At 61.3% G+C, this 24333-nt stretch carries 17 protein-coding genes and 7 tRNA genes; 20 read left to right on the plus strand and 4 right to left on the minus strand.

Annotated features, from left to right (window positions below; translation table 11 throughout):
• Nucleotides 1-2: 2 nt before the first annotated feature.
• The 3 genes from dnaB to radA are packed head-to-tail and all read left to right on the plus strand — an operon-like array spanning nt 3 to nt 3881.
• Nucleotides 3-1391, plus strand: coding sequence for a replicative DNA helicase (gene dnaB, locus SPISAL_RS02805; protein ID WP_016352962.1), 1389 nt, complete (start codon nt 3-5; stop codon nt 1389-1391).
• The gene (gene alr, locus SPISAL_RS02810; protein WP_016352963.1) at nt 1388-2494 is read left to right on the plus strand and encodes an alanine racemase; all 1107 of its coding nucleotides are present in this window, start codon (nt 1388-1390) and stop codon (nt 2492-2494) included. Before dnaB ends, alr begins: the two co-directional genes overlap by 4 nt.
• Nucleotides 2487-3881, plus strand: coding sequence for a DNA repair protein RadA (gene radA, locus SPISAL_RS02815; RefSeq protein ID WP_016352964.1), 1395 nt, complete (start codon nt 2487-2489; stop codon nt 3879-3881). The genes alr and radA overlap by 8 nt, the downstream gene beginning before the upstream one ends.
• On the opposite strand, the gene folD is transcribed toward radA, so the two are convergent.
• Nucleotides 3878-4732: a bifunctional methylenetetrahydrofolate dehydrogenase/methenyltetrahydrofolate cyclohydrolase FolD gene (gene folD / locus SPISAL_RS02820; RefSeq protein ID WP_016352965.1), complete on the minus strand. Its 855-nt coding sequence runs from the start codon at nt 4730-4732 to the stop codon at nt 3878-3880. The genes radA and folD overlap by 4 nt on opposite strands.
• 122 nt (nt 4733-4854) lie before the next feature.
• Between folD and SPISAL_RS02825 the strand changes: the two genes are divergently transcribed.
• A tRNA-Arg gene (locus SPISAL_RS02825) sits at nt 4855-4930 on the plus strand.
• Nucleotides 4931-4965: 35 nt separating this feature from the next.
• Here SPISAL_RS02825 and SPISAL_RS02830 read toward each other — a convergent pair.
• Nucleotides 4966-6090 carry a DEAD/DEAH box helicase gene (locus SPISAL_RS02830; protein ID WP_016352966.1) on the minus strand — a complete coding sequence of 375 codons (1125 nt, stop codon included), beginning with the start codon at nt 6088-6090 and terminating at the stop codon, nt 4966-4968.
• A 117-nt stretch (nt 6091-6207) separates the two neighbouring features.
• Here SPISAL_RS02830 and SPISAL_RS02835 point away from each other — a divergent pair.
• The 5 genes from SPISAL_RS02835 (at nt 6208) to SPISAL_RS02855 (ending at nt 10891) form a co-directional block, all read left to right on the plus strand.
• A tRNA-Pro gene (locus tag SPISAL_RS02835) sits at nt 6208-6284 on the plus strand.
• Nucleotides 6285-6309: 25 nt separating this feature from the next.
• A tRNA-His gene (locus SPISAL_RS02840) sits at nt 6310-6385 on the plus strand.
• 12 nt (nt 6386-6397) lie between these two features.
• Nucleotides 6398-6473: transfer RNA gene (locus SPISAL_RS02845), tRNA-Lys, on the plus strand.
• A gap of 60 nt (nt 6474-6533) precedes the next feature.
• Complete coding sequence (locus SPISAL_RS02850) at nt 6534-9224, plus strand: cation-translocating P-type ATPase (RefSeq protein WP_016352967.1); 2691 nt, start codon at nt 6534-6536, stop codon at nt 9222-9224.
• Between the two features lie 20 nt (nt 9225-9244).
• Complete coding sequence (locus SPISAL_RS02855; RefSeq protein WP_016352968.1) at nt 9245-10891, plus strand: GMC family oxidoreductase; 1647 nt, start codon at nt 9245-9247, stop codon at nt 10889-10891.
• Here the strand turns inward: SPISAL_RS02855 and SPISAL_RS02860 are convergent.
• Nucleotides 10879-11817: a PLP-dependent cysteine synthase family protein gene (locus SPISAL_RS02860; protein WP_016352969.1), complete on the minus strand. Its 939-nt coding sequence runs from the start codon at nt 11815-11817 to the stop codon at nt 10879-10881. The genes SPISAL_RS02855 and SPISAL_RS02860 overlap by 13 nt on opposite strands.
• A gap of 181 nt (nt 11818-11998) precedes the next feature.
• On the opposite strand from SPISAL_RS02860, the gene SPISAL_RS02865 reads away from it, so the two are divergent.
• From SPISAL_RS02865 to SPISAL_RS02905, 9 genes are all read left to right on the plus strand, one after another.
• A tRNA-Leu gene (locus SPISAL_RS02865) sits at nt 11999-12087 on the plus strand.
• Nucleotides 12088-12104: 17 nt separating this feature from the next.
• Nucleotides 12105-13430 (plus strand): trigger factor, encoded by a 1326-nt coding sequence (gene tig, locus SPISAL_RS02870; protein ID WP_016352970.1) that lies wholly within the window; start codon nt 12105-12107, stop codon nt 13428-13430.
• Nucleotides 13431-13451: 21 nt separating this feature from the next.
• Nucleotides 13452-14087: an ATP-dependent Clp endopeptidase proteolytic subunit ClpP gene (gene clpP / locus SPISAL_RS02875; RefSeq protein ID WP_016352971.1), complete on the plus strand. Its 636-nt coding sequence runs from the start codon at nt 13452-13454 to the stop codon at nt 14085-14087.
• Between the two features lie 72 nt (nt 14088-14159).
• Nucleotides 14160-15437, plus strand: coding sequence for an ATP-dependent Clp protease ATP-binding subunit ClpX (clpX, locus tag SPISAL_RS02880; RefSeq protein WP_016352972.1), 1278 nt, complete (start codon nt 14160-14162; stop codon nt 15435-15437).
• Nucleotides 15438-15473: 36 nt separating this feature from the next.
• Nucleotides 15474-17891: an endopeptidase La gene (lon, locus tag SPISAL_RS02885; RefSeq protein ID WP_016352973.1), complete on the plus strand. Its 2418-nt coding sequence runs from the start codon at nt 15474-15476 to the stop codon at nt 17889-17891.
• 182 nt (nt 17892-18073) lie between these two features.
• Nucleotides 18074-18346 (plus strand): HU family DNA-binding protein, encoded by a 273-nt coding sequence (locus tag SPISAL_RS02890; RefSeq protein ID WP_016352974.1) that lies wholly within the window; start codon nt 18074-18076, stop codon nt 18344-18346.
• 13 nt (nt 18347-18359) lie between these two features.
• A tRNA-Val gene (locus SPISAL_RS02895) sits at nt 18360-18435 on the plus strand.
• 11 nt (nt 18436-18446) lie between these two features.
• Nucleotides 18447-18523 (plus strand) — tRNA-Asp (locus SPISAL_RS02900).
• A gap of 58 nt (nt 18524-18581) precedes the next feature.
• Complete coding sequence (locus SPISAL_RS02905; RefSeq protein WP_016352975.1) at nt 18582-20498, plus strand: SurA N-terminal domain-containing protein; 1917 nt, start codon at nt 18582-18584, stop codon at nt 20496-20498.
• 23 nt (nt 20499-20521) lie between these two features.
• Here the strand turns inward: SPISAL_RS02905 and SPISAL_RS02910 are convergent, their stop codons facing one another.
• A complete protein-coding gene (locus SPISAL_RS02910; protein WP_016352976.1) occupies nt 20522-21319 on the minus strand; it encodes an enoyl-ACP reductase FabI in 798 nt (265 codons plus the stop codon).
• Between the two features lie 99 nt (nt 21320-21418).
• Here SPISAL_RS02910 and SPISAL_RS02915 point away from each other — a divergent pair, with 99 nt between their 5' ends.
• Nucleotides 21419-23236: an extracellular solute-binding protein gene (locus tag SPISAL_RS02915; protein ID WP_144060371.1), complete on the plus strand. Its 1818-nt coding sequence runs from the start codon at nt 21419-21421 to the stop codon at nt 23234-23236.
• A gap of 23 nt (nt 23237-23259) precedes the next feature.
• Complete coding sequence (locus SPISAL_RS02920) at nt 23260-24330, plus strand: microcin C ABC transporter permease YejB (RefSeq protein ID WP_016352978.1); 1071 nt, start codon at nt 23260-23262, stop codon at nt 24328-24330.
• Nucleotides 24331-24333 lie beyond the last annotated feature (3 nt).

The raw sequence follows: 24333 nt of genomic DNA on the forward strand, positions 1-24333 counted from the left end.
CCATGGCTGAGGTTCGCGGCGCTTCTGCGCAGACGGATGCCCTTAAAGTACCGCCCCATTCGCTCGAAGCAGAGCAGGCGGTGCTTGGCGGCCTCATGCTCGATAACAGTGCCTGGGACCAGGTGGGTGATCGGGTTTCTGAGGACGATTTTTATCGGCGTGATCATCGCCTGATTTTCCGTGCCCTCGAGTCCCTGGCCGAGACCGGCCAGCCCATGGATGCCGTAACGCTCTCGGAGTGGCTGAAGTCGCACGATGAGCTGGATAATGCGGGTGGCCTTGCCTATCTCGGCCTGCTCGCGCGCGATACCCCAAGCTCCGCCAATATCCGCGCTTATGCAGACATCGTTCGTGAGCAGTCTGTGCTGCGGCAGTTGATCGCCGCTGGCACGGAGGTCGCAAACACGGGTTTCAATCCCGAGGGGCAGTCCTCTGCCGACCTCCTTGATCACGCAGAGCGGCGGATCTTCGAGATTGCAGAACAATCCGGGCGCAACCGCCGGGGCTTTGTGGGTGTGCGGGATGTGCTTCCGGATGTGGTTGATCGCATCGATACCCTCTACCACCAGGACAGTGATATTACGGGGCTCGCAACGGGCTTCACCGACCTGGATCGCATGACGTCTGGCCTGCAGAACGGGGACCTGGTCATCGTGGCCGGGCGCCCGTCCATGGGTAAGACGACCTTTGCGATGAACATTGCCGAGACAGCGGCGCTACAGCAGGGCCCGCCGACCGCTGTATTCAGCATGGAAATGCCGGCCGATGCGTTGGCGATGCGCATGCTGGCCTCGCTCGGGCGGGTTGAATTGCAGAAGATTCGCTCGGGGCGTTTGAATGATGACGACTGGCCGCGGCTGACCAGCACCATGAACCTGCTCTCGCAGGCGCAGCTTTTCATTGACGATACGCCCGGCCTCACACCGACTGAAATGCGGGCACGGTGCCGGCGGCTCAAACGCGAGCACGGCCTGGGCTTAGTCCTGGTGGACTACCTGCAGCTCATGCAGCTCCCCGGGTTTAAGGAAAACCGGGCGGCTGAGATCTCGGAAATCTCTCGTTCACTGAAGGGGATGGCGAAGGAGCTCGGGGTGCCCGTGATGGTCCTCTCCCAGCTCAACCGCAGTCTCGAACAGCGTCCCAACAAGCGGCCGATCATGTCTGATCTTCGTGAATCGGGCGCGATAGAACAGGATGCCGACGTCATCGTGTTCATTTACCGTGATGAGGTTTACAACGAGGACAGCCCGGATGCGGGCACCGCAGAGATCATCATCGGCAAACAGCGTAATGGCCCGGTGGGAACGCTACGGTTGACCTTCCTTGGCCACTACACACGCTTTGAGAACTTCATTGCCGATGCCGGTTATGGGGGCGGGGGCTGGCAGTGAGCCGGGTCGCCCGCGCGACGATCAATCTCGATGCCCTTGGTCACAACTTGGCGGTTGTGCGGCGCTCGGCGCCTGACACGAATGTGATGGCCGTTCTCAAGGCCAATGCCTATGGCCATGGCTTGCTCCCGGTGGCGCATACACTGGCCCCTGGTATTCAAGCCTTTGCTGTTAGCTGCACCGAAGAGGCCCTGCCGCTTCGCGAGGCCGGTCTGCAGCATCGAATCATCCTGTTGGAAGGCTTTTTTGACGCCACGGAGCTCGCCCTGTTTAGCGCCCGGCGTCTGGATGCGGTCGTTCACCAGCCCTGGCAGATCGAGGCGCTGGCCGCTGCGGACCTCCCGCACCCGATCGACTGCTGGCTCAAGGTGGATACCGGCATGGGACGGCTGGGGTTCGCACCGGCAGACGCCAAGGCAGCCGCACAGCGCCTTGCCGCGTTGCCGTCTGTGGGGACGGTCCGCTGGATGACCCATCTGGCTAGTGCGGATGAGCCGGATCGCGCGGAGACCGAGACCCAGCTCATGCGGTTTGGCGAGTTGGCCAGCACGACCAGCGCGGCCAGCGTGAGCACCGAGGCCACTGCCGCCAACTCAGCGGCCACCCTTTCCTGGCCGCAGGCGCATGCCCAGTGGGTCCGCCCGGGCATCATGCTCTACGGCGCCTCGCCGTTCAGCGACAGCAGTCGGCATGGACCATTGCAGCCCGTGATGCAGCTGGAGGCACGGCTGATTTCCGTTAAACAGCTACCGGCCGGCCACGGGGTGGGTTATGGCAGCCGTTTTGTGTGCCCGGAGGCCATGCCCGTGGGTGTGGTCTCGATCGGTTACGGCGATGGCTATCCCCGTCATGCGCCCGATGGCACGCCCGTCTGGATCCATGGCCAGCGCGTGCCGCTCATCGGCAAGGTCTCGATGGATATGATCGCGGTGGATTTGCGCACGGTGCCGCAGGCGAGCGTGGGGGAGCCCGTTATTCTCTGGGGTGAGCATCCGCATGCCGGGGAGGTCGCTGAGGCCTGCGATACCATCAGCTATGAGCTTTTCTGCCGGCTGACCCCGCGGGTGCAGCGGGTGTATCGCCATGGAGGCGCCGATGGCTAAAAGTCGTGTCAAAACCCTGTTTGTGTGTACCGCCTGTGGGGCGAGCTCGCCCCAGTGGGCCGGGCAGTGTGCCGAGTGTGGTGAATGGAACACGCTGGAGGAGCAGGTTCAGGCACCGACGGCTGCAACCAGTCGGGGGTCGGCTCGTGGTGGTAGTCAGTATGCGGGCGACAGTGGGGTCGTCAGCCTATCTGAGGTGCCCAGGGATGCGGAGACGCGCTTTCCGACGGGCATTGGCGAGTTTGATCGGGTGCTTGGCGGTGGGCTTGTTGCCGGGGGCGTGGTCCTGCTCGGGGGTGATCCCGGCATCGGCAAGTCGACGCTGCTGCTTGAGGCTGTCGCGCGCGTGGCAGGGCGGCATGGCGCCCTGTATGTCACTGGTGAGGAGTCACTCCGGCAGGTCGGGATGCGCGCAGAACGCCTGGGCGTTGAGGATGATGGCCTCAAGCTGCTGGCCGAGACGCGGGTTGAGGCGATTATCGAGATGGCGGCGCGGGAGCGGCCTGAGGTGCTCGTCGTGGATTCGATCCAGACCATTCATAGCGATGCCCTGGGCTCGGCGCCCGGGGGGGTGGCGCAGGTCCGCGAGTCCGCCGCTCAGCTCGTCCAGTTTGCCAAGCGCAGCGGCACGGTGCTGTTTCTCGTCGGCCATGTTACCAAGGAAGGTCAGCTCGCGGGTCCCCGCGTCCTCGAGCACATGGTCGACACCGTATTGTACTTCGAAAGCGATTCGGGCAGCCGTTACCGGCTATTGCGCGCCGTGAAGAACCGCTTTGGCGCAGCCAACGAGCTGGGTGTGTTTGCGATGCTCGATACGGGACTGAAAGAGGTTAAAAACCCGTCTGCGATCTTTCTGTCACGCCACGAACAACCGGTACCGGGCAGTGCCATCCTGGTAACCCGTGAGGGCACGCGCCCGTTGCTGCTCGAGCTCCAGGCGCTGGTGGCCGAGAGTCCGTTGTCCAACCCCAGACGACTGGCGGTGGGCCTGGATGGCAATCGCCTGGGCATGTTGCTCGCCGTGCTCCAGCGTCACGCCGGGGTCAGCACCTATGGCGAGGACGTGTTTGTCAACGTCGTGGGGGGCGTGCGGGTAGCGGAGACGGCCAGTGATCTGCCTGCCTTGCTAGCCGTGGTCTCAAGCCTTCGGGATCGGCCGATCCCGCAGGACTGGGTGATTTTTGGTGAAGTTGGACTGGCCGGAGAAATCAGGCCAGTGCCCAATGGCGCAGACCGGCTGGCCGAGGCGGCTCGCCATGGCTTTCGTCGAGCGCTCGTGCCCATGAAGAATTGCCCAGCCGCCGGTCAGGCACCAAAGGGGCTTGATGTACTGGGTGTCGAGCGGCTGGATGCCGCCCTTGAGATCATCCGCGAGGCGGACGTCTAACCATCGAGCGCTTCAGCGGCCTCGATCGTGTTCTCGAGCAAGGTTGCCCGTGTCAACGGCCCAACACCACCCGGCACTGGCGTAATCCAGCCAGCCCGCTCTCGTGCTCCGGCATAGTCGACATCGCCCACCAGCCGGCCGTCGTCGAGGCGGTTGATCCCCACGTCGATGACGGCCGCGCCCGGCTTAATCCATGCGCCCGGAACGAATTCGGTCCGGCCAACGGCTGCAACCAGGATATCTGCGCGCTCAACCTCACTTTGCAGGTCACGCGTGCGGCTATGGCAGATCGTAACGGTGCAACGGGCGTTCAGTAATTCCAGGGCCATCGGTCGGCCGACAATATTGGATTGCCCGATAACCACCGCGTGAGCGCCTTCAAGCGGGACTTCAGCACGCTTGAGTAATGTCATAACGCCATGGGGTGTGCAGGAGCGCAGCCCCGGTAGCCGCAGGACCAGCCGGCCAACATTGCGGGGATGAAAACCATCGACGTCTTTGGCGGGATCAATGCGCTCAATGACCGCGTTTTCGTCGATATGCTCGGGCAAGGGCAACTGAACAAGGATGCCGTGGGTTGCCGGATTGGCATTAAGCGTGTCGATGAGCGCCAGCAGTTCCGCCTGTGTTGTGGCGGCCGGGAGGTCGTAATCCTGGGATACAAATCCGACTTCCGCGCAGTCACGGCGTTTCATTCGAACGTAAACGGACGAAGCGGCCCCGTCGCCCACCAGAACCACCGCAAGGCCGGGTGCCGCGCGACCTGAGGCCGTTCGCTCAGCCACCTGTTCCCGAATATCGTCGCGGATGGAGGCGGCAATAGTCTTGCCGTCGATGATGCGCGCGCTCATTGATGCTCCCCGATGCCTGAATTGGGCGCTGGAAAAAGCGGCACTCTAACCCGGCCCGATACACCAATCCAGTCAGGGAGCGGCATTAACTTGCCTCACCTTTCGGTTACAATCCGGGTCGTGCGCTCGTAGCTCAACGGATAGAGCATCGGCCTTCTAAGCCGAGGGTTGCAGGTTCGAGTCCTGCCGGGCGCGCCAGATTGACTGACGCGCCGACCGCTGGCTCGCGCCCGTTAGGCGTTTGCGTCAGCGCGCTCGAGCGGCCGTTTCAACAGCCGCTCGATGCCTTTCAGCAGCCTGGCCTCATCCGGAGCGACCAGGGAAATGGCCTCACCCGCATTGCCCGCCCGGCCGGTGCGGCCAATGCGGTGGACATAGTCCTCGGCAACATGGGGCAGGTCGTAGTTGACCACATGGGGCAGGTGGTCGATATCGAGGCCACGGGCCGCGATATCGGTGGCGACCAGCACTCGGACCTTGCCGCGTTTAAACCCGTCCAGTGCCCGAGTGCGGGCTGCCTGGCTCTTGTTACCATGAATGGCCTCAGCGCTGAGGCCATCCTGATCGAGTTGCCGGCTCAGGTTGTTGGCGCCGTGTTTGGTTCGCGTGAACACGAGAACCTGCTGCCAGTCGCCATCCCGGATCAGACGGCTGAGAACGCGGCGCTTTTCGGCCTTTTCAAGCCGGTAGACGCGCTGAGCAACCGTTTCAGCGGCACTGTTGCGAGGTGCGACGTCGATCTCGGTGGGCTGGGTGAGCATGCCCGAGGCAAGCCGGCGAATTTCCGCAGAGAAGGTCGCTGAAAACAGCAGCGTCTGCCGTTTGGCGGGCAGCATCTTCAGGATCTTGCGGATGTCGTGAATGAATCCCATGTCCAGCATGCGATCCGCTTCATCCAATACAACCGTTTCCACGCCATCCAACCGCGCGTTGCCGCGCTGGAGATGGTCCAGTAGCCGACCCGGGGTCGCGATCAGGACATCAACGCCCTTGCGTAACCGGTCGATCTGGGGCTGCATGCCGACGCCGCCAAAGATAACGCCGGATCGCAGCGGGAGGCTGCCGCCATAGGATTTGACGCTCTCATGGATCTGCGCGGCCAGCTCTCGGGTCGGCGCAATCACGAGTAGCCGGACCGGGCGGCGCTTGGCAGCCGGTTCGGAGGCTGCCAGTCGATGCAGCAGGGGCAGGGTGAATGCAGCGGTCTTGCCGGTTCCGGTCTGGGCTGCAGCGAGCAGGTCATCGCCGTTCAATATGGCGGGAATTGCCTGGTCTTGTATGGGGGTCGGGGTGGTGTAGCCCGACGCCTGTACGGCCTCGAGCAGCTCGGCGCGCAGGCCGAAATCAGCAAATGTCATGTAGTCTTTACTCCTTGGACTGCGGCGGAGTATACGCACATTGACCGCCGAGCGGGCGCTGAGTATTATCTCGCGTCTCTTTGCGGTCTCACCGCGAGAGCGCCTGCGGTATCGAGGCGGGGTGTAGCGCAGTCTGGTAGCGCGCCTGCTTTGGGAGCAGGATGTCGGGGGTTCGAATCCCTCCACCCCGACCAGTATGCTGTAGGGGTCCGTTCAATGGTGGGCGTAGCTCAGTTGGTAGAGCTCCGGATTGTGGCTCCGGTGGTCGTGGGTTCAAGTCCCATCGCTCACCCCATATCGCTTGAATGGGCCGTTAGCTCAATTGGTAGAGCAGCTGACTCTTAATCAGTTGGTTGAAGGTTCGAGTCCTTCACGGCCCACCATTTCTTCGCCCCCTTTACTGACGATTCGAACTCGGCATCCGTTTTTCCGGTCGGTTAGGCATGGCACAGCATCCTCGTGCGTGGCACGCACTCGAAACCGACGAAGTCTTGGAGGTGCTCGACACCACCCTAGAGGGCCTGACCGAGGCGGAGGCGCAGGCGCGTCTACAAACCTACGGTGAGAACCGGCAGCGGCCGCCTGAAAAGCGCTCGCGACTGATGCGCTTCCTTGCCCAGTTCCGCAACCTGCTGATCTACATATTGCTCGGGGCGGCCGTTGTAACCGCCTTGTTAGGTCACTGGATTGATACCGGCGCCATCGTCGCTGTCGTGCTGATCAATGCGTTGATCGGCTATATCCAGGAGGGGAAAGCGGAAAATGCGATGGACGCGATTCGTGGGCTACTGGCGCCTCAAGCCGTTGTCCGCCGCGGTCGGCGACGTCGAACAATTGAAGCGGCTCGCCTGGTGCCCGGCGATATTCTCATTCTCGAGCCAGGCAACAAGATTACGGCAGATGTACGGATTCTGAGTGCCCGAGGGCTCGAGGTCGACGAATCCTCCCTCACCGGCGAATCGGTTCCGGCGGAAAAGGCGCCGGCGTCGGTGCCCGCGGGCGCCAATCTCGCCGATCAGCACTCCATGGCCTTTGCGGGAACGCTGGTCACCCGGGGAGAGGGCGTTGGCGTTGTGGCGGCGACGGGTCTGGTCACGCAGCTGGGGCAGGTCACGGAAATGCTCGCGGAGGTCGAGCAGGTCACTACGCCGCTACTGCGGCATCTGAACCAACTCAGCAGGAAACTGGCCGTGCTGATTGTCGCGGGCAGTATCCTCACGGCCCTTGCCGGGATCCTGTTGCACGGCTTTTCCGTGCTCGAGATGTTCATGGCGGCGGTGGGTCTCGCGGTAGCCGCCATTCCGCAGGGGCTGCCGGCCATCGTGACCATTACACTTGCGTTTGGCGTGCAACGCTTGGCCAAGCGTAACGCTATCGTGCGGCGTTTGCCCGCGGTGGAAACCCTCGGTGCGGTGACGGTCATCTGTTCGGACAAGACGGGCACACTGACGTTGAATCAGATGACCGTGCAGGAGGTGCTCCTCGCGGATGGCGCTTACCGCGTTGATGGGCAGGATGCCGATCCCGCCGATTCTTCAGCCGCCAAAGAGGCCCCGCCAGCGGAAAGTCGGCCGCTTGCCCAGGCAGCGGCGCTGTGTTGCGACGCATCGGTTTATGAGCAGGCAGATGGGTCCAAGGGTATCAGTGGGGATCCAATGGAGGCGGCGATCCTGCATTTCGCGGCCTCGATGGGCATTGACGTGGAGGCGCTTCGCGATGCCGCTCCACGCGAGACGGGTATTCCCTTCGACTCGGCATGTCGTTATATGGCCACGGTTAATTCAGTGGAGGACGATCGCAAACTGGTCGTCAAGGGGGCGCCAGAGGTTGTTGTGCCGTTATGCAGCTCGGCGCGAACCCGCACGGGTGACGCGTCGCTTGACGAGGCAGCCTGGCACACCAGTGCCGAGGCGATGGCCCGGCGAGGGCTGCGCTTGCTCGCCATTGCTGAACGGTCTCTGGGAGATGACCCGGTTGATCTCGAAACATCTGAGGGCCTGTCGGGACTCGTTCTTCTGGGCCTTGTGGCGATTATTGATCCACCGCGTGACGAGGCGATTTCGGCGGTGGCTGCCTGCCAGCGCGCGGGCATTCGGATCAAAATGATTACCGGGGATCATGCCGTGACAGCGGCGGCGATCGGCCGACAGATCGGTCTTGGTGAAGCGGATCGCGGGGTGACGGGCAGTGACCTGGATGCCATGGACGCCGAGACATTTTCTCGGGTGGCATCGGACAGCGCCGTGTTTGCGCGGGTTTCCCCCAGACACAAGCTCGATCTTGTGAGTGCGCTGCAGGCGAAAGGCGAAGTCGTGGCCATGACCGGTGACGGTGTGAACGACGCGCCGGCACTCAAACGCGCGGATGTCGGTGTTGCCATGGGGCAGAGCGGCACCGACGCGGCCAGGGAATCCTCGGCCGTCGTCCTGGCTGACGACAACTTTGCCACGCTCGAGGCTGCCGTGCGGCAGGGCCGAGTGATCTACGACAACATCGTGAAGTCGATCCTATTTATTTTGCCGACCAACGCGGCCGAAGCCCTGCTACTCGTGTTTGCGGTGCTTGGTGGGCTACAGCTACCAATCACGCCGGCGCAGATCCTCTGGGTCAACATGATTACGGCGGTCACATTGGCGCTCGCGTTGACGCTCGAGCCACCGGAGCGCCATGTGATGCGGCGATCGCCGCGGCCCACCAATGCGCCACTCATCCCGAAAACACAGCGCGCACGCATCGTCCTGGTCGCAGCGGTGATGGTGGGCGGAACGCTTGGGGTATTCCTAATGGAGCGGGCGGGCGGTCGTGATCTTGCCGAGGCACGCACACTGGCACTCCATACCCTTGTGCTGTTTGAAATGTGGTTTCTGCTCTCGGCGCGGCGTCTGCATGCAAGCTCTTTGAACTGGAGCGGGCTGCTGGCCAACCCCTATGTGCTGCTCGCGGGTGCAGCCACCATCTTGGCGCAGCTGGTACTGATCTACACGCCGATGATGCAGTTTTTGTTCGACACCCGTCCGCTCGGCTGGCGCGACTGGCTGCTGGCGCTTGGCGTCAGCCTCCCCGTCATTGCCGTGGCGGAGGGCCACAAGGCCTGGGGTGCAAACGGGTCTGCTTCCATGCATCCTCTGCGGTAGGTGTCCATGGGGAGAGCGGCATGGTGCAGGCGTCACCCGCTGAGGAGCTTGAGGGATACGACTACATTGTTGTCGGGGCTGGGACAGCGGGCTGTTTGCTGGCCAACCGGCTGAGCGCTGATCCGCGTCGGCGAGTGCTCTTGCTCGAGGCGGGCGGTTCAGATCGTTATCTGTGGATTCACATCCCCGTAGGCTATCTCTACACGCTGAACAATCCGCGAACGGACTGGTGCCTAAAAACTGAACCGGACCCCGGACTGAACGACCGAACGCTGAATTATCCGCGTGGGCGGGTGATGGGAGGTAGTAGTGCCATTAACGGCATGATCTACATGCGGGGTCAGGCTGCTGACTATGATGGATGGCGTGATCAGGGCAACCCCGGTTGGGGCTGGGAGGACGTGGTGCCGGCCTTTCTCGCCCACGAGGATCACGGATTCCTGCGTGATGCCTGGCATGCCCAGGGCGGTGAATGGCGCGTTGAGCAGCAGCGCCTGTCCTGGCCGATTCTGGCGGCGTTTCAGCGGGCAGCGGCCGAGGCTGGTATCCCGCCTGTCAATGATTTCAATACCGGTGATAACACGGGCTGCGGCTACTTCCATGTCAATCAGCGCCGTGGGGTGCGGGTGAGTGCGGCCCGTGCGTTTCTGCGTCCGGTTCGTAGCCGCAGTAATCTCACGATACTGAAGCAGGCGGAGGTGACGCGTCTCACCCGTGGATCTGATGGCCGAATGGGCGTTGAATGGACTCAGCAGGGTGTCGCGATGCGCGCTATTGCCGGGCAGGAGGTCGTCGTCTCAGCCGGGGCGGTGCACAGTCCCGCCCTGCTGCAGCGCTCGGGGATCGGTCCGGCCGAGTCGCTTCAGTCACTGGGCATCGAGCCCATGCGTGACCTGCCGGGTGTTGGTGAAAACCTGCAGGACCATCTGCAGTTGCGCACAGTTTTTCAGGTTCAAAACGCTGGCACGCTTAACGAGCGGGTGCACCGGCTCCACCGTCGCATGGCGATGGGTATCGAGTATGCACTCCGACGCACTGGGCCGCTTTCAATGGCGCCGAGCCAGCTCGGTTGCTTTGCCCGCAGTCGGCCGGACCGTGATCGGGCGAATTTGCAATACCACGTCCAGCCGCTCAGTACAGACCGGCTCGGCGATCCATTGCACCCTTTTCCGGCAATCACCGCATCCGTCTGTAACTTGCGCCCGGAAAGCCGGGGGCGGATTAGCCTTCGCGATGCAGATTCGGCCTCGCCACCCCGGATTGAGACGAACTACCTCGCGACGCCGGGCGACCGTCAGGTGGCAATAGATGCCATTCGGCTGACGCGTCGGATCATGGCCACGAATGCATTAGCGCCTCATCAGCCCGAGGAGATCCTACCGGGACCAGCCATTGATGAAGACGACGCCTTAGCAAGCGCTGCCGGTGATGTCGGAACGACAATATTCCATCCGGTCGGTACCTGTGCCATGGGGCCGGATGCCGGCGCCGGTGCTGTGGTGGACTCGCGACTGCGCGTCCATGGTGTCCCTGGGCTACGCGTGGTGGACGCGTCAATCATGCCGACGATTACCTCCGGAAACACGAACTCGCCGACGCTGATGATCGCCGAGAAAGCCGCCGCCATGATCCTTGAGGATGCAATGGGGCCGAGTCAGTCCGCGTAATACTCCGTGAGGTATTTTTCGCCCTCATCGCAAAAAAGCGTAATCACTGTCTCCATGTCCGGGTTTTCCTCGCGGAGCCGCCGCGCGGCGAGGAGATGCGCACCGGAGCTCGGGCCAGCGAAAATGCCATGGTCACGGGCGAGTCGTCGCATTTCAGTAATGGCGGCGTCGCTATCCACGCTGACCAGCCCATTCACCTCGTCGCGGTGGTTGCGGACAATATCCGGGATAAATCCGTCCGAAATCCCCTCGATCCGATGGTGTCCCACTTCGTCGCAGGCAATGGTGCAGGACTCCCGGGGCTCGAGGCCGATGATCTGGCAGCGGGGGTTACGGGCCCGCAGTGCCTGGCCGAGGCCGATGAGCGTGCCGCCCGTGCCGACGCCGCTGATCAAGGCATCAGGGCGTGCCTCTGCTGGCAGCTGCCGGAGAACCTCGTCACCCAGCCAATGGCGGTTTTCTTCAATGTTCCATTCGTTGGCGAATTGTCGGGGACAAAAATAGCCGGGTTGTTGCCCCAGCTCCTCGGCGAGCGCCAGTGCATCGTTAACGTGGAAATTGCCCGTCAGCGTGACCTCAGCGCCATGGGCCTTTGATATCGCGACGCGCGCTGAGCTCATGCCGTTTGGCATGACAACCTGCATCCGATAGCCCTTTACGGCGGCGACCATGGCGAGTGCGTTCCCCGTGTTGCCGCTCGAGGCCTCGACGATCGTGTCCCCCGGGTTGAGCAGGCCCTCCCGTTCGGCGCGCGAGATAATGTAGTGCGCGATTCTCGCCTTAATGGATCCTGACGGATTCAGAAATTCAAACTTGCAATAGATACCGTCGACAACGACCAGCGGTGTATTGCCGATAGCTTCGAGTATGCTGCCGGTGATCTCACCCGGCTGTCGCTGGAATGCCTCCAGGGCCAGTGTTGCCATGCGCTGCCCCTCCCTAATGTCTGACGACTGGGTGCAGCGTTGTCGCCCAGTGAGCCGCCGTCAACGCCGGATGAGCTGGCTCGTCGCTGTGGTGACAGCATAGGACGCGTTCACGAATCCCGGGGCGTCGCTTTTGCCCAGTGAGTCATGCCGGTATACTGCAGGATTACAGTTGTAAAGCGCGAAAGTGGCGGAACTGGTAGACGCGCTGGGTTTAGGTCCCAGTGGGGTTAACCCCCCGTGCGAGTTCGAGTCTCGCCTTTCGCACCAGTCACTAGAGGTGAGTAATGCAAATATCGGTGGAGTCGGGTGAGGGGCTGAAGCGCAAAATAAAAGTGCAGGTCCCCTCCGAGCGGGTGGATGAGCAGGTGGACAAAAAGCTCCGCGAGATGCGCGGGCAGGTCCGGCTGCAGGGCTTCCGCCCGGGTAAAGTGCCGATGAAAGTGGTGCAGAAGCGCTATGGCCCGCAGGTGCGCGGCGAGGTCCTGGACGAGGTTGTCAGGACAACCTACGCCGAGGCCTTGCAGCAAGAGTCGTTGCGGCCAGCCGGCGCCCCCGATATCCAGCCTCTGAAGGTTGAAGCAGGCGAGGACCTCGAGTACGAGGCCAACTTCGAGGTGATGCCGGACATCAAAGTCTCGGGCATCGAGTCCATCGAACTTCAACGCCCTGCGGTTGATATTGAAACGGCCGATGTTGACCGGATTCTCGAGCGCCTGCGCAAACAGCATGCCGAGCATGTGGAAGTGGAGCGAGCCGCCGAGTCCGGCGATCAGGTCACCATTGATTTCGAAGGCAAGGTGGATGGTGAGGACTTCGACGGTAACAGCGGTGAGGATGTGCCTGTGCCGTTGGGTGAAGGCCAGATGCCGGAGCCGTTCGAGAAACAATTGATCGGCATGAAGGCCGGCGACGAAAAAACGGTCAAGTACACGTTCCCCGAAGGATTTCCTGATGAAACGATCGCCGGTAAAGAGGCGGTGTTTAGCGTCACCCTGAAAAAGGTGGAGGCCCCGGAGTTGCCGGCGGCGGATGACACATTCGCCGAGACGCTGGGAATTGAAGGGGGGCTGGAGGCTTTGCGTGAGCGCATCAGCGACAGTCTTGAGCGCGAGCGGGAACAGGCAGTTCGTGCGCGGGTCAAAAACCAAGTGATGGAGGCGCTGGTCGAGAAAAACGAGATCGATCTACCGCAAACGCTGGTGGATGGTGAGATCGAGCAGCTGCGCGAGCAGACGCGGGAGCGGATGAAGCAAGCCGGGGCTGGCGACGATGAGCCCGACCTCCCGTCAGATCAATTTGAGCAGGAGGCGCGCCGTCGGGTATCGCTTGGCTTGCTCGTCAATGAAATCGTGCGTAGCAACGAAATCGAGCTGGATCACGAGCGAATGCAACAGGCCCTTCAGCGGGTGGCGGCGGGTTATGAGCAACCTGAACAGATCATGCAGCACTACCTCCAGAACCAGGAGCTGATGCAGAGCCTGCAGCTGCAGGTTATGGAAGACCAGGTGGTTGACTGGGTCATGGAGCAGGCCCAGGTGACCGACAAGCCGATGAGCCTCGATGCCCTGACGAGTGGGGTTGAGGATGATGAAAACGCCGAGGCCGGGTAACGGTCAGGAGAACGACAGCTAATGAGCGACAATCACCACGACGACACCCCCATGGCCACGGGCATGGTCCCCATGGTTGTGGAGCAGACCTCCCGCGGTGAGCGTGCCTATGACATCTACTCGCGGCTGCTCAAAGAGCGCGTCGTCTTTATGGTCGGCCCCGTCGAGGACTACCAGGCCAACCTGCTGATTGCCCAGTTACTCTTTCTGGAATCAGAGAATCCAGACAAGGATATCCACTTTTATATCAACAGCCCCGGCGGCGTCGTGACAGCGGGCCTCGCGATCTACGACACGATGCAGTTCGTTAAGCCGGACATCAGCACGGTGTGCATCGGGCAGGCCGCGAGCATGGGTTCTTTGCTGCTGGCTGGCGGCGCAGCGGGCAAACGCTACGCATTGCCTAATTCACGCGTCATGATTCATCAGCCGCTGGGCGGCTTCCAGGGGCAGGCGACGGATATTGATATCCATGCCCGCGAGATCCTGAGCATGCGTGAGCGTCTCAATCAGATCCTGGCCCATCACACAGGGCAGAAGCTCGAGACGATTGCTCAGGATACCGAGCGTGACAATTTCATGGCCCCGGAGGCGGCGCGCGACTATGGCTTGATCGATCGGGTTCTGGCTGATCGCAGCAGCCTGCCGCTTGAGTAAGGCCGGTTGCGTGGCCCGGAAAAACCGGGCATCGTCGAATCCATCACTTACTCGCATGCGTAAGGGTAGCCAATGACTGACAAAGACAACGGTCGCGGCGACGATAGCGGGAAGCTCCTCTACTGCTCGTTCTGTGGCAAAAGCCAGCACGAAGTCCGCAAGCTGATTGCAGGGCCCTCTGTGTTCGTCTGCGACGAATGCGTGGAGTTGTGCAACGACATCATCCGCGAGGAAATGGAAGAAAAGACTTCGGAGGGCAATGCCCGTCTGCCGAAGCCTTACGAGATCAACACAGCGCTTGATGAGCATGTCATCGGTCAGGAGCACGCCAAAAAAGTGCTCTCGGTGGCCGTGTACAACCACTACAAGCGCATGCAGGCGCCCCAGGGCCGTGAAGATGTCGAGCTCACCAAGAGCAACATCCTGTTGATCGGTCCGACCGGCTCCGGCAAGACCCTGCTCGCTGAGACCCTGGCGCGCCTGCTCGATGTGCCCTTTACCATTGCAGACGCCACGACGCTGACAGAAGCGGGTTACGTGGGTGAGGACGTCGAGAACATCATCCAGAAGCTGCTGCAGAAGTGCGATTACGATGTCGAAAAAGCCCAGCAGGGCATCGTCTACATCGACGAAATCGATAAGGTCTCGCGCAAGGCGGAGAACCCGTCCATCACCCGGGATGTCTCGGGTGAAGGGGTGCAGCAGGCCCTGCTCAAGCTGATCGAGGGGACAACGGCCTCAGTGCCACCGCAGGGTGGCCGTAAGCATCCGCAGCAAGAGTTCCTGCAGGTGGATACCGGTAACATCCTGTTCATCTGTGGCGGGGCGTTCGCGGGCCTGGAGAAGGTGATCGAGCAGCGCTCTGAAAAGGGCGGGATTGGCTTTTCTGCCGAGATCAAAGGCGAGGCGCAGCGGCGTGGCGTAGGAGAGACCCTGCGCGATGTCGAGCCGGAAGACCTGGTGCGTTACGGGCTGATCCCTGAGTTTGTGGGCCGGCTGCCCGTTGTGGCCACACTCAACGAACTCGATGAGGAAGCCCTCGTCCAAATCCTGCGTGAGCCGAAAAACGCGCTTGTTAAGCAGTTCCAGCGTCTCTTTGACATGGAGGGCGTTGAGCTCGAGTTCCGCGACGAGGCGCTGCATGAGGTGGCGCGCAAGGCGATCGCCCGAAATACGGGGGCACGCGGCCTGCGAACCTTGGTCGAGCATGTCCTGCTCGACACGATGTACGATCTCCCATCGCTGGATAACGTCAGTAAGGTCGTGGTGGATGACGCGGTCATCCGTGGAGAAAGTGCGCCTTACCTGATCTATGACGGCTCGGAACAGCCGGCTGTCGCCTCTGACTGAGGCGCAGACCGGCACGCCGGCCTCGAGAGGAATCCTATGAGTGATCAAACCAGCCTGGGCACTGGCGTGAAAACGCCGGTGCTGCCCCTTCGTGATGTGGTGGTCTATCCACACATGGTGATCCCGCTGTTCGTTGGCCGGGAGAAGTCGATCCAGGCGCTTGAAGCGGCCATGGCCGAAGACAAGCGGATCCTGCTGGTCGCCCAGCACAGCGCCGAGGTTGACGAGCCCGCCGCCGACAACATCTACGGCGTCGGCACGATGGCGAATATTCTGCAGATGCTGAAACTGCCCGACGGCACGGTGAAGGTGCTCGTTGAGGGTGGAGAGCGGGCGTCTGTCGAGGGGTTGGACGTCGATGGCGAGTATTTTTCGGCGCTGGCGACGCCACTGACAGAGCCTGACGTGACGGAGGACCAGGAGGTCGACGTCATGACACGCTCGTTGCTCTCGGCCTTTGAGCAGTACGTAAAGCTCAACAAGAAAGTGCCCCCGGAGATTCTCTCCTCGTTACAAGGTATTTCTGAGCCAGGACGTCTGGCGGATACCGTGGCGGCGCACATGAGCCTCAAAATCGAGGAAAAGCAAAAAATCCTCGAAATGGAGGACCCCCGCACGCGGCTTGAGCATCTGATGGCGCTGATCGAGGGCGAGCTCGATATCCTCCAAGTCGAAAAGCGCATTCGCGGGCGCGTCAAGCAGCAGATGGAGAAATCGCAGCGCGAGTACTATCTGAACGAGCAGATGAAGGCTATTCAGAAAGAACTGGGTGAGCTGGAGGACGCGCCGAATGAACTTGAGGACCTCGAGAAGAAGATCGAGGCCTCAGGTATGTCCAGCGAGGCCCGAGAAAAGGCGGATCAGGAGCTGAACAAGCTGCGCATGATGTCGCCGATGTCGGCTGAAGCGACGGTCGTGCGGAGTTATCTGGAGTGGATGCTGGCGCTGCCCTGGAAAAAGCGCACGCGAGTCCGGCACGACCTGGCGCGGGCGGAATCGATCCTGGATACCGACCATTACGGCCTTGAGAAGGTCAAAGAGCGGATTCTCGAGTACCTGGCGGTCCAGCAGCGTGTCCGCAAGCTCAAAGGGCCGATTCTGTGCCTTGTGGGCCCGCCCGGCGTGGGCAAGACCTCCCTTGGAGAGTCCATTGCCCGATCGGTTAATCGTCGGTTCGTGCGGATGTCGCTGGGTGGTGTGCGTGACGAAGCCGAAATCCGCGGGCACCGTCGCACGTACATTGGTTCCCTGCCCGGGAAAATTGTGCAAAAACTCTCCAAGGTAGGCACGCGTAACCCGCTGTTCCTGCTCGATGAAATCGACAAGATGGCGATGGATTTCCGGGGTGACCCAGCTTCGGCTCTGCTGGAAGTGCTCGACCCCGAGCAGAACGCCACCTTCAACGACCACTACCTTGAGGTGGACTTTGATCTGTCCGATGTGATGTTCGTCTGCACGGCCAACACACTGGATATCCCGGGTCCGCTGCTTGATCGCATGGAAGTGATTCGGCTGGCGGGTTACACCGAAGAGGAGAAGGTGAATATCGCCCGGAATTATTTGCTGCCGAAACAGGTTAAAGCGAACGGGCTCAAGACAGGTGAGCTTGAGGTGAGCGATAACGCGTTGCGCGACATGGCGCGCTATTACACGCGTGAGGCGGGCGTACGGAACATGGAGCGCGAGGTTGCCAAAGTAGCCCGGCGCGTCGTCAAGGAAGTGCTCGTCAAGCCCCGTGATCGTGCCGTGCAGGTCAGCACGCAGAATCTGGATAAGTACCTGGGTGTTCGACGTTTTCGCTACGGCATGGCGGAATCTCACGATCAGGTGGGACGAGTCACGGGCCTCGCCTGGACAGAGGTTGGTGGCGAGCTGCTGACCATTGAAGGCGCCATCGTTCCGGGCAAGGGACGCTTGCAGAACACCGGTCAGCTCGGTGATGTCATGAAAGAGTCCATCCACGCTGCGCTGACCGTGGTCCGGAGTCGCTCACAGGCGCTCGGTATTGATCCGGGTTTCCATCAAACCCATGACATTCACGTGCATGTCCCGGAGGGCGCGATCCCCAAGGATGGTCCCAGCGCGGGCATCGGGATGTGCACGGCACTTGTCTCGGCGCTGACGGGTATCGCGGTGCGGGCTGATGTGGCCATGACTGGCGAAATCACCCTGCGCGGTGAGGTTTTGCCGATTGGCGGGCTGAAAGAAAAGCTGTTGGCGGCGCTTCGGGGCGGTATTCAAACTGCCGTTATTCCTGAGGAAAACCGCAAGGATCTCGCTGACATCAGCCGCGATATCAAGGGGAAACTGGATATTCGGCCCATGCGCTGGATCGATGAAGTACTGGATGTAGCCCTGGTGAGTCAGCCAGTGCCGCTGTCGAGTGATGAGGCTGGGTCAAAAGAGGCAGTCGGGGGTGCCGGTGACCGGTCAGAGGCGGTGCGCCCGCACTGAGCCCATTTGACAGGCTTTGGCTGGTGTTGCTACAAGACAGGCTGCATGTTGAGACGGCTGCGCCATCGGATGGCCGGGCACGCGCGAGCGTTCATTGTCGGGGCCACAATCAGGCAGTAGCATGCAACAGATTCGTCGAGACCGACGATGAACCAGAGAAAAACCTTTTAAGGGGAAGTTAAATGAACAAATCCGAACTCATCGACGCAGTGGCCGATTCGGCTGGTCTTTCCAAAGCCGACGCCACGAAAGCAGTTGACGCTTTTGCCTCCACGGTTTCTGGCGCACTGAAAAAGGGCGATCAGGTCACGCTGGTTGGTTTTGGCACCTTCACTGTGCGCGAGCGCGCCGCTCGCACCGGCCGCAACCCGCGCACCGGCGCTTCCATCAACATTCCCGCGTCCAAAGTGCCTGGCTTCAAGGCTGGCAAGGCGCTTAAGGATGCCGTAAACTAAGCGCTGCTTTCTGGGGTGGTTAGCTCAGTTGGGAGAGCGTCGCCCTTACAAGGCGAATGTCGGGGGTTCGAGCCCCTCACCACCCACCAAGACCGGATACGGAGCGGTAGTTCAGCTGGTTAGAATGCCGGCCTGTCACGCCGGAGGTCGCGGGTTCAAATCCCGTCCGCTCCGCCATTAATCCCATCATCAGGAAGGCGCCAATGGCGCCTTTTTGATTTTACGGTAGTTGAACATGCTGCTAGCTATCAGAGATCGCACCCGCGGTTGGATTGCCTACCTGATCGTTGCCCTGCTGGTCGTCCCGTTCGCCCTCTTTGGCCTCTACAACTATGTCGGCAACGGCGGCGGTGAGCGAACCGTTGCCACCGTCGACGGTGAGGAAATCACCAGCACTCAGCTTGACGAGGCGTTTCAGGCGCGCCAGTCCGAATTGCGGGAAGTGCTGGGTGACCGGTTTGACTCCCGACTTTTTGACAGCGATCAGATCCGGCGCGAAGCACTGGATCAGCTCATTGACCGTCAGCTTTTGCTGAACCATGCCGAGGCGACGGGGATACAGGTCAGCGATGCGGACGTTGCCACCTACATTCGCAGTCGCGAATTCTTCGAAAGCGACGGCGCTTTCTCGGTAGACCGTTACCGGGATGTTCTCCAGCAGAATCGATTGACTCCCGACCGTTACGAAGCGCAGGTCCGTCAAGATCTCACAACCAATCTGCTTCGCCGGGTGGTGGAGTCCAGTGCCTACACATCTGATTGGGAGCTTGACCGGCTCATTGCGCTGCAGCAGCAGCGGCGTGAGATTGGCTGGGTGAGCGTGGACGCTGATGCCTACCAGAACGCGGTTGAGCTCACCGAAAATGAACTCGAGGCCTGGTATGCGGACAACGCGGAGCGATTCCGGCGCCCTGCGCGGGTGAAGTTGCGCTATCTCTCTTTGGATCCGGAAGCGCTCGCTGAAGAAATGACGGTCAGTGAAGAGGAGATTCAGGCGGCTTACGATGAGCGTCTGGCTTCGCTAGAGGCGTCCGGTGAACGGACGGTTCGCCACATACTCGTGCAGGTGCCTCGCGATGCGGATGAGACCGAGGTTGCGGAGGCCCGGGAGGCCATAGAGTCTGCCCGTGCGCGCATTAAGGGCGGTGAACCCTTCGAGGCAGTCGCCGAGGCCGTTTCGGACGATACGGGCTCTGCGCGGCGGGGCGGTGATCTGGGTCGGGTCGCTCGAGACGATCTCGCGCCGGCGTTTGCAGAAGCTGCCTGGTCGCTGGATCCGCAGGAACTCAGCGATCCTGTTCGCACCGACTTCGGCATTCATTTGATTGAAGTCACCAATGCCCCGGGTAGCGATCAGCCGAGCCTGGCGGCGCTTGAAGATGAATTGCGACAAGAAGTTGCACTGGATAAAGCCGAGCGCGCCGTGTTCGAGCGAGGCAACCAGCTGGAGACCCTGGCGTTCGAGAACCCGGACACCCTGGCGCCGGCGGCTGAGGCACTAGGCGTTGATGTCTCGCAGAGTGACTGGATACCGCAGGGCGGCACCGAATCCGGTATTGGCAGCGAGCCGGCGGTTTTAGATGCGGCGTTCAGCGATGCGTTGCTTGAGGATCGGGAAAACAGTGATTTGATCGAACTAAACGACGAGACCTATGTGGTGCTTCGCGTTGATCAGTACGAAGATGAACGCGTCCCGCCCCTTAGCGATGTTCGCGACGAGGCGCGGGAGGCATTCAGGAACGAACGCGCGTTGACGCTGGCAAAAGCGCAGGCGGAATCGTTGGCAGGCGATCTCCGATCCGGAAGCGATCCGGTATCCGTCGCGAATGGTGTCCGAGGGGCGGAGGGCCATGCACCACGCTTGGCGAGCCGGAATAATCGCGACTTGCCTGGCGGGGTTCGGGAACGGGCCTTTCGGCTGTACCTGGGAGATTCGAATGAACGGGCGGTCGGTGTGGCCTCAGCCTCCGGTGGCTGGGCGGCGGTCCTTCTGACAGACATCGAGGCCGGTGATCCGGACGCCGCGGATGCAGAACAACGCGAGCAGTTACGCTCGACGATCAACGGTCTCGATAGCCGGGATGGCTTCCGTTCAGTGCTGGCTGCGCTGCGAGCTGACGCCGATGTGGAAATCCGTGAGGACAGCCTCTAAGGCTGTCCACCACGGGTGATCGACTAATCTTCGCCGAGTGCGGCGCCGGAGAGCGCTACGGAGTGGAATCCCGCGTCGACATGAACCAGCTCGCCGGTAATGCCCGACGCCAGATCGGAGCACAGGAACGCGCTGGTGTTGCCGACCTCCTCAATGCCCACATTTCGCCGAAGCGGTGCACAGGCGGCGTTGTAATCGAGCATTTTGCGAAAATCGCCGATCCCTGAGGCAGCCAGGGTACGAATCGGACCAGCGGAGACCGCGTTGACGCGGATGCCCTCGGGTCCGAGGTCATGGGCCATATACCGTACCGTCGCCTCCAGACTCGCCTTTGCCGGGCCCATCACGTTGTAGTTGGGTAAAGCCCGCTCCCCGCCCAGGTAGCTCAGGGTCAGCAGGCTGGCGTTGCGACCCTGCATGAGGGGGCGAGCACCGCGGGCCAGCGCTACGAAGCTGTAGGCGCTGATGTCATGGGCCATGGCGTAGCCCTGCCGGGTCGTATTATCGACAAAAGAGCCTTCAAGCTCTTCCCGTGGGGCGAAGCCGACGGCATGCACAACGATGTCCAGATGGCCCCAGGTGCGCTTGAGTTCACTGAACACCGCGTCAATCTGGTTATCGTCGGTGACGTCCAGTGGCATGACCGGGCCACCACCGCAGGCCTCCGAGCATTGCTCAACGCGGCCCTTGAGCTTGTCGTTCTGGTAGGTGAGGGCAATGTCCGCCCCCTCGCGTGCCATGGCTTCGGCAATACCCCAGGCGATGGAGCGGTTGCTGGCAACGCCCACGACGAGCGCTTTACGATTGGTGAGAAAACCCATGGAAACCCCTTTGCCCCTGAATGAATCCCGAGTACGTTACTCAAAACCACGCAAGCGGCCAAGCGGCCAGGATAATCCGGAATGAAAGGGATGGAGAAAATGCCACGATCCCGCGTCCTTGCTCTGACGCTCATGCCTTTTCTGGCACTGGCTGTCAGCGGGCCATCGCTAGCGGCCGAGCACGCCCTGGCGCTGCATGGCGAGCCAAAATACGGACCCGGTTTCGAGCACCTGGACTATGTCAATCCGGAGGCGCCCAAGGGCGGGACGCTCAAGCGGGCTAATGTGGCGGCCTCCACCTTCGATAGCCTGCATCCGTTTATTTTGCGCGGTACGGCTGCCGAGGGTATCGGCCTCGTTTATGACACGCTGACCGAGCGCTCTCTTGATGAGCCGTTCACCGAATACGGGCTGCTTGCCAAGCAAATCGAGGTAGCCGATGACCACGGCTCTGTGCGCTTCACCCTCCGCGAAGCCGCCCGTTTCCATGACGGCGAGCCCGTCACGGCCAATGACGTTGTCTGGACTTTTCGGCGTTTACGTGAGGACGGCCATCCTCAGTATCGCGCGTACTACCGGGATGTGGATCGCGTGGAGGTTACCGGCGAGCGCGAGGTGGTGTTTCACTTCGCAACCACTGAAAACGCGGAGTTGCCGCTGATTCTTGGTCAGTTACCGGTGTTGCCCGAGCACCACTGGCGTGACCGTGATTTCAACCGCACCACACTTGAGCCGCCACTCGGCAGTGGACCGTATCAGGTTGAGGAGGTCGACCAGGGCCGCCGCGTGGTCTATCGCCGGGTAGAGGATTACTGGGCAGCGGATCTACCCCTCAAGCGCGGCCGACATAACATCGACGAGATCAGTTACGACTACTACCGAGATGGCACGGTGGCGGTACAGGCTCTCAAGGCCGGCGAATACCATCTGCGCCAGGAGAATGTGGCGCGTAATTGGGCAACCGCCTATGACACCCCGGCAGTCTCTGAGGGGTTACTCAAGCTTGAGGCGATCCCCCATAACCGGCCAGCTGGCATGCAGGGGTTTTTCTACAACACCCGTCGGGCCATTTTCTCTGACCCCAAGGTCCGTGAGGCCCTGGCTTACGCCTTTGACTTCGAGTGGACAAACGAAAATCTGTTCTACGGGGCCTACACCCGAACCCGCAGTTATTTCGAGAACTCTGAGCTCGCGGCGACTGGAACGCCTTCAGATGACGAGCTCGCGTTGCTGGCGCCCTATCGCGATCAGTTACCCGAGCGCGTATTCACCGAGGCCTATGAGCCCCCCAGTACGAAAAACGGCGACCGGCGGGGCAACCTGCGCCAGGCGCTCAAGTTGCTCCGAGAAGCCGGCTGGGCCGTTCAGGACGACGTGCTGACCCATGCTGAGTCGGGTCGGGAGATGGATTTCGAGATTCTGCTGGTTAGCCCCTCGTTTGAGCGTGTGGTGTTGCCGTTTCGGCGTAACCTGGAGCGGCTGGGTGCCGAGGTCTCTGTGCGCACGGTGGATCCAACCCAGTATCAGAATCGCCTGAACGAATTCGATTTCGACATGACCGTGAACGTGGCGGGTCAGTCGCTATCGCCGGGCAATGAACAGCGGGATTTCTGGAGCTGCGAGGCCGCCGCCGTCAGCGGGAGCCGGAATGTGGCGGGTGTCTGCGATCCGGTGATTGATGAGCTGGTCGAAGCGGTGATCGATGCGCCCGACCGCGAGGCGCTGGTTACACGCACTCGAGCACTGGATCGGGTGTTGCAATGGGGCTTTTACGCCATCCCGAACTGGTACATTGATCGGTTCCGGGTGGTGCACTGGGATCGCTTTGGTCGCCCACCAGATAATCCCCCTTATGGGCTGGCCCTCGACACCTGGTGGGTTGATCCCGATCGGGCCGAGCGGGTCGATAATCGCTGATGCACGAGCACTGAGGAGCTGCGATGTACGCCTACATCGCCCGGCGTTTGCTGCTGATGATCCCCACGCTGCTTGGGGTGCTGTTGATCAACTTCGTGATCGTGCAGTTCGCCCCGGGTGGCCCCATCGAGCAGGTGATGTCCCAGGTAGAGGGCACCGCGGATCTATCCACCAGTCGCTTTTCTGGGGTGGCCGCCGATGAGGTGGCTGGCGACAGCCGAGGTGGACGGGGGCTTGATCCCGAATTCGTGGCTGAGCTGGAGGCGCAGTTCGGTTTTGATCGTCCGGCGCATGAGCGCTTTTTCAAAATGGTGGTCGACTACGCCCAGCTCGATTTTGGCGAAAGCTTTTATCGAGACGAATCCGTCGTCGAGCTCATCGCCGACAAGTTGCCTGTGTCGGTCTCCCTTGGCCTTTGGACGCTTTTTTTTACGTATTTGATCTCCATACCGTTGGGTATCCGCAAAGCGGTCCGCGATGGCTCTGCGTTTGATGTTTGGAGTAGCGCCGTGGTGATCGTCGGCTACGCGATCCCCGGGTTTCTGTTTGCCATCCTGCTGATCGTGGTCTTCGCTGGTGGCAGCTACCTTGACTGGTTCCCGCTACGCGGCCTCGTCTCCGAGGGGTGGGCGTCGATGAGCTGGCCAGAGCGCATTCTGGATTACCTCTGGCACCTGATCCTGCCCGTGCTCGCCATGGTCATTGGCGGCTTCGCCGGGTTAACCATGCTCACCAAGAATTCGTTTCTCGAGGAGATCAACAAGCAGTACGTCATGACTGCACGTGCAAAGGGCGTCACGGAGCGTCGTGTGCTCTATGGCCATGTCTTTCGTAACGCCATGTTGATTGTCATTGCCGGATTTCCCGCTGCGTTTGTGGGCGTGCTCTTTACCGGTGCGTTGCTGATCGAGGTGATCTTTTCGCTGGATGGCCTGGGCCTGCTGGGTTTCCAGTCCGTGGTGAACCGCGACTATCCCGTGGTCTTTGGCAGCCTGTTTATTTTCACGCTGGTCGGGCTGCTGCTCAATCTCTTGGGTGATCTGATGTACGTGCTGGTCGACCCGCGCATCGACTTCGAGACCCGGGAGGGCTAAGCG

Source organism: Spiribacter salinus M19-40, from assembly GCF_000319575.2.
In the GTDB taxonomy this organism is placed as follows: domain Bacteria; phylum Pseudomonadota; class Gammaproteobacteria; order Nitrococcales; family Nitrococcaceae; genus Spiribacter; species Spiribacter salinus.

Excerpts from the sequence above, each read along its gene's own strand:
- dnaB (WP_016352962.1), top strand. The coding sequence starts at position 3 with ATGGCTGAGGTTCGCGGCGCTTCTGCGCAGACGGATGCCCTTAAAGTA.
- radA (WP_016352964.1), top strand. The coding sequence starts at position 2,487 with ATGGCTAAAAGTCGTGTCAAAACCCTGTTTGTGTGTACCGCCTGTGGG.
- folD (WP_016352965.1), bottom strand. The coding sequence starts at position 4,732 with ATGAGCGCGCGCATCATCGACGGCAAGACTATTGCCGCCTCCATCCGC.
- SPISAL_RS02830 (WP_016352966.1), bottom strand. The coding sequence starts at position 6,090 with ATGACATTTGCTGATTTCGGCCTGCGCGCCGAGCTGCTCGAGGCCGTA.
- SPISAL_RS02850 (WP_016352967.1), top strand. The coding sequence starts at position 6,534 with ATGGCACAGCATCCTCGTGCGTGGCACGCACTCGAAACCGACGAAGTC.
- SPISAL_RS02855 (WP_016352968.1), top strand. The coding sequence starts at position 9,245 with ATGGTGCAGGCGTCACCCGCTGAGGAGCTTGAGGGATACGACTACATT.
- SPISAL_RS02860 (WP_016352969.1), bottom strand. The coding sequence starts at position 11,817 with ATGGCAACACTGGCCCTGGAGGCATTCCAGCGACAGCCGGGTGAGATC.
- tig (WP_016352970.1), top strand. The coding sequence starts at position 12,105 with ATGCAAATATCGGTGGAGTCGGGTGAGGGGCTGAAGCGCAAAATAAAA.
- clpP (WP_016352971.1), top strand. The coding sequence starts at position 13,452 with ATGAGCGACAATCACCACGACGACACCCCCATGGCCACGGGCATGGTC.
- clpX (WP_016352972.1), top strand. The coding sequence starts at position 14,160 with ATGACTGACAAAGACAACGGTCGCGGCGACGATAGCGGGAAGCTCCTC.
- lon (WP_016352973.1), top strand. The coding sequence starts at position 15,474 with ATGAGTGATCAAACCAGCCTGGGCACTGGCGTGAAAACGCCGGTGCTG.
- SPISAL_RS02890 (WP_016352974.1), top strand. The coding sequence starts at position 18,074 with ATGAACAAATCCGAACTCATCGACGCAGTGGCCGATTCGGCTGGTCTT.
- SPISAL_RS02905 (WP_016352975.1), top strand. The coding sequence starts at position 18,582 with ATGCTGCTAGCTATCAGAGATCGCACCCGCGGTTGGATTGCCTACCTG.
- SPISAL_RS02910 (WP_016352976.1), bottom strand. The coding sequence starts at position 21,319 with ATGGGTTTTCTCACCAATCGTAAAGCGCTCGTCGTGGGCGTTGCCAGC.
- SPISAL_RS02915 (WP_144060371.1), top strand. The coding sequence starts at position 21,419 with ATGCCACGATCCCGCGTCCTTGCTCTGACGCTCATGCCTTTTCTGGCA.
- SPISAL_RS02920 (WP_016352978.1), top strand. The coding sequence starts at position 23,260 with ATGTACGCCTACATCGCCCGGCGTTTGCTGCTGATGATCCCCACGCTG.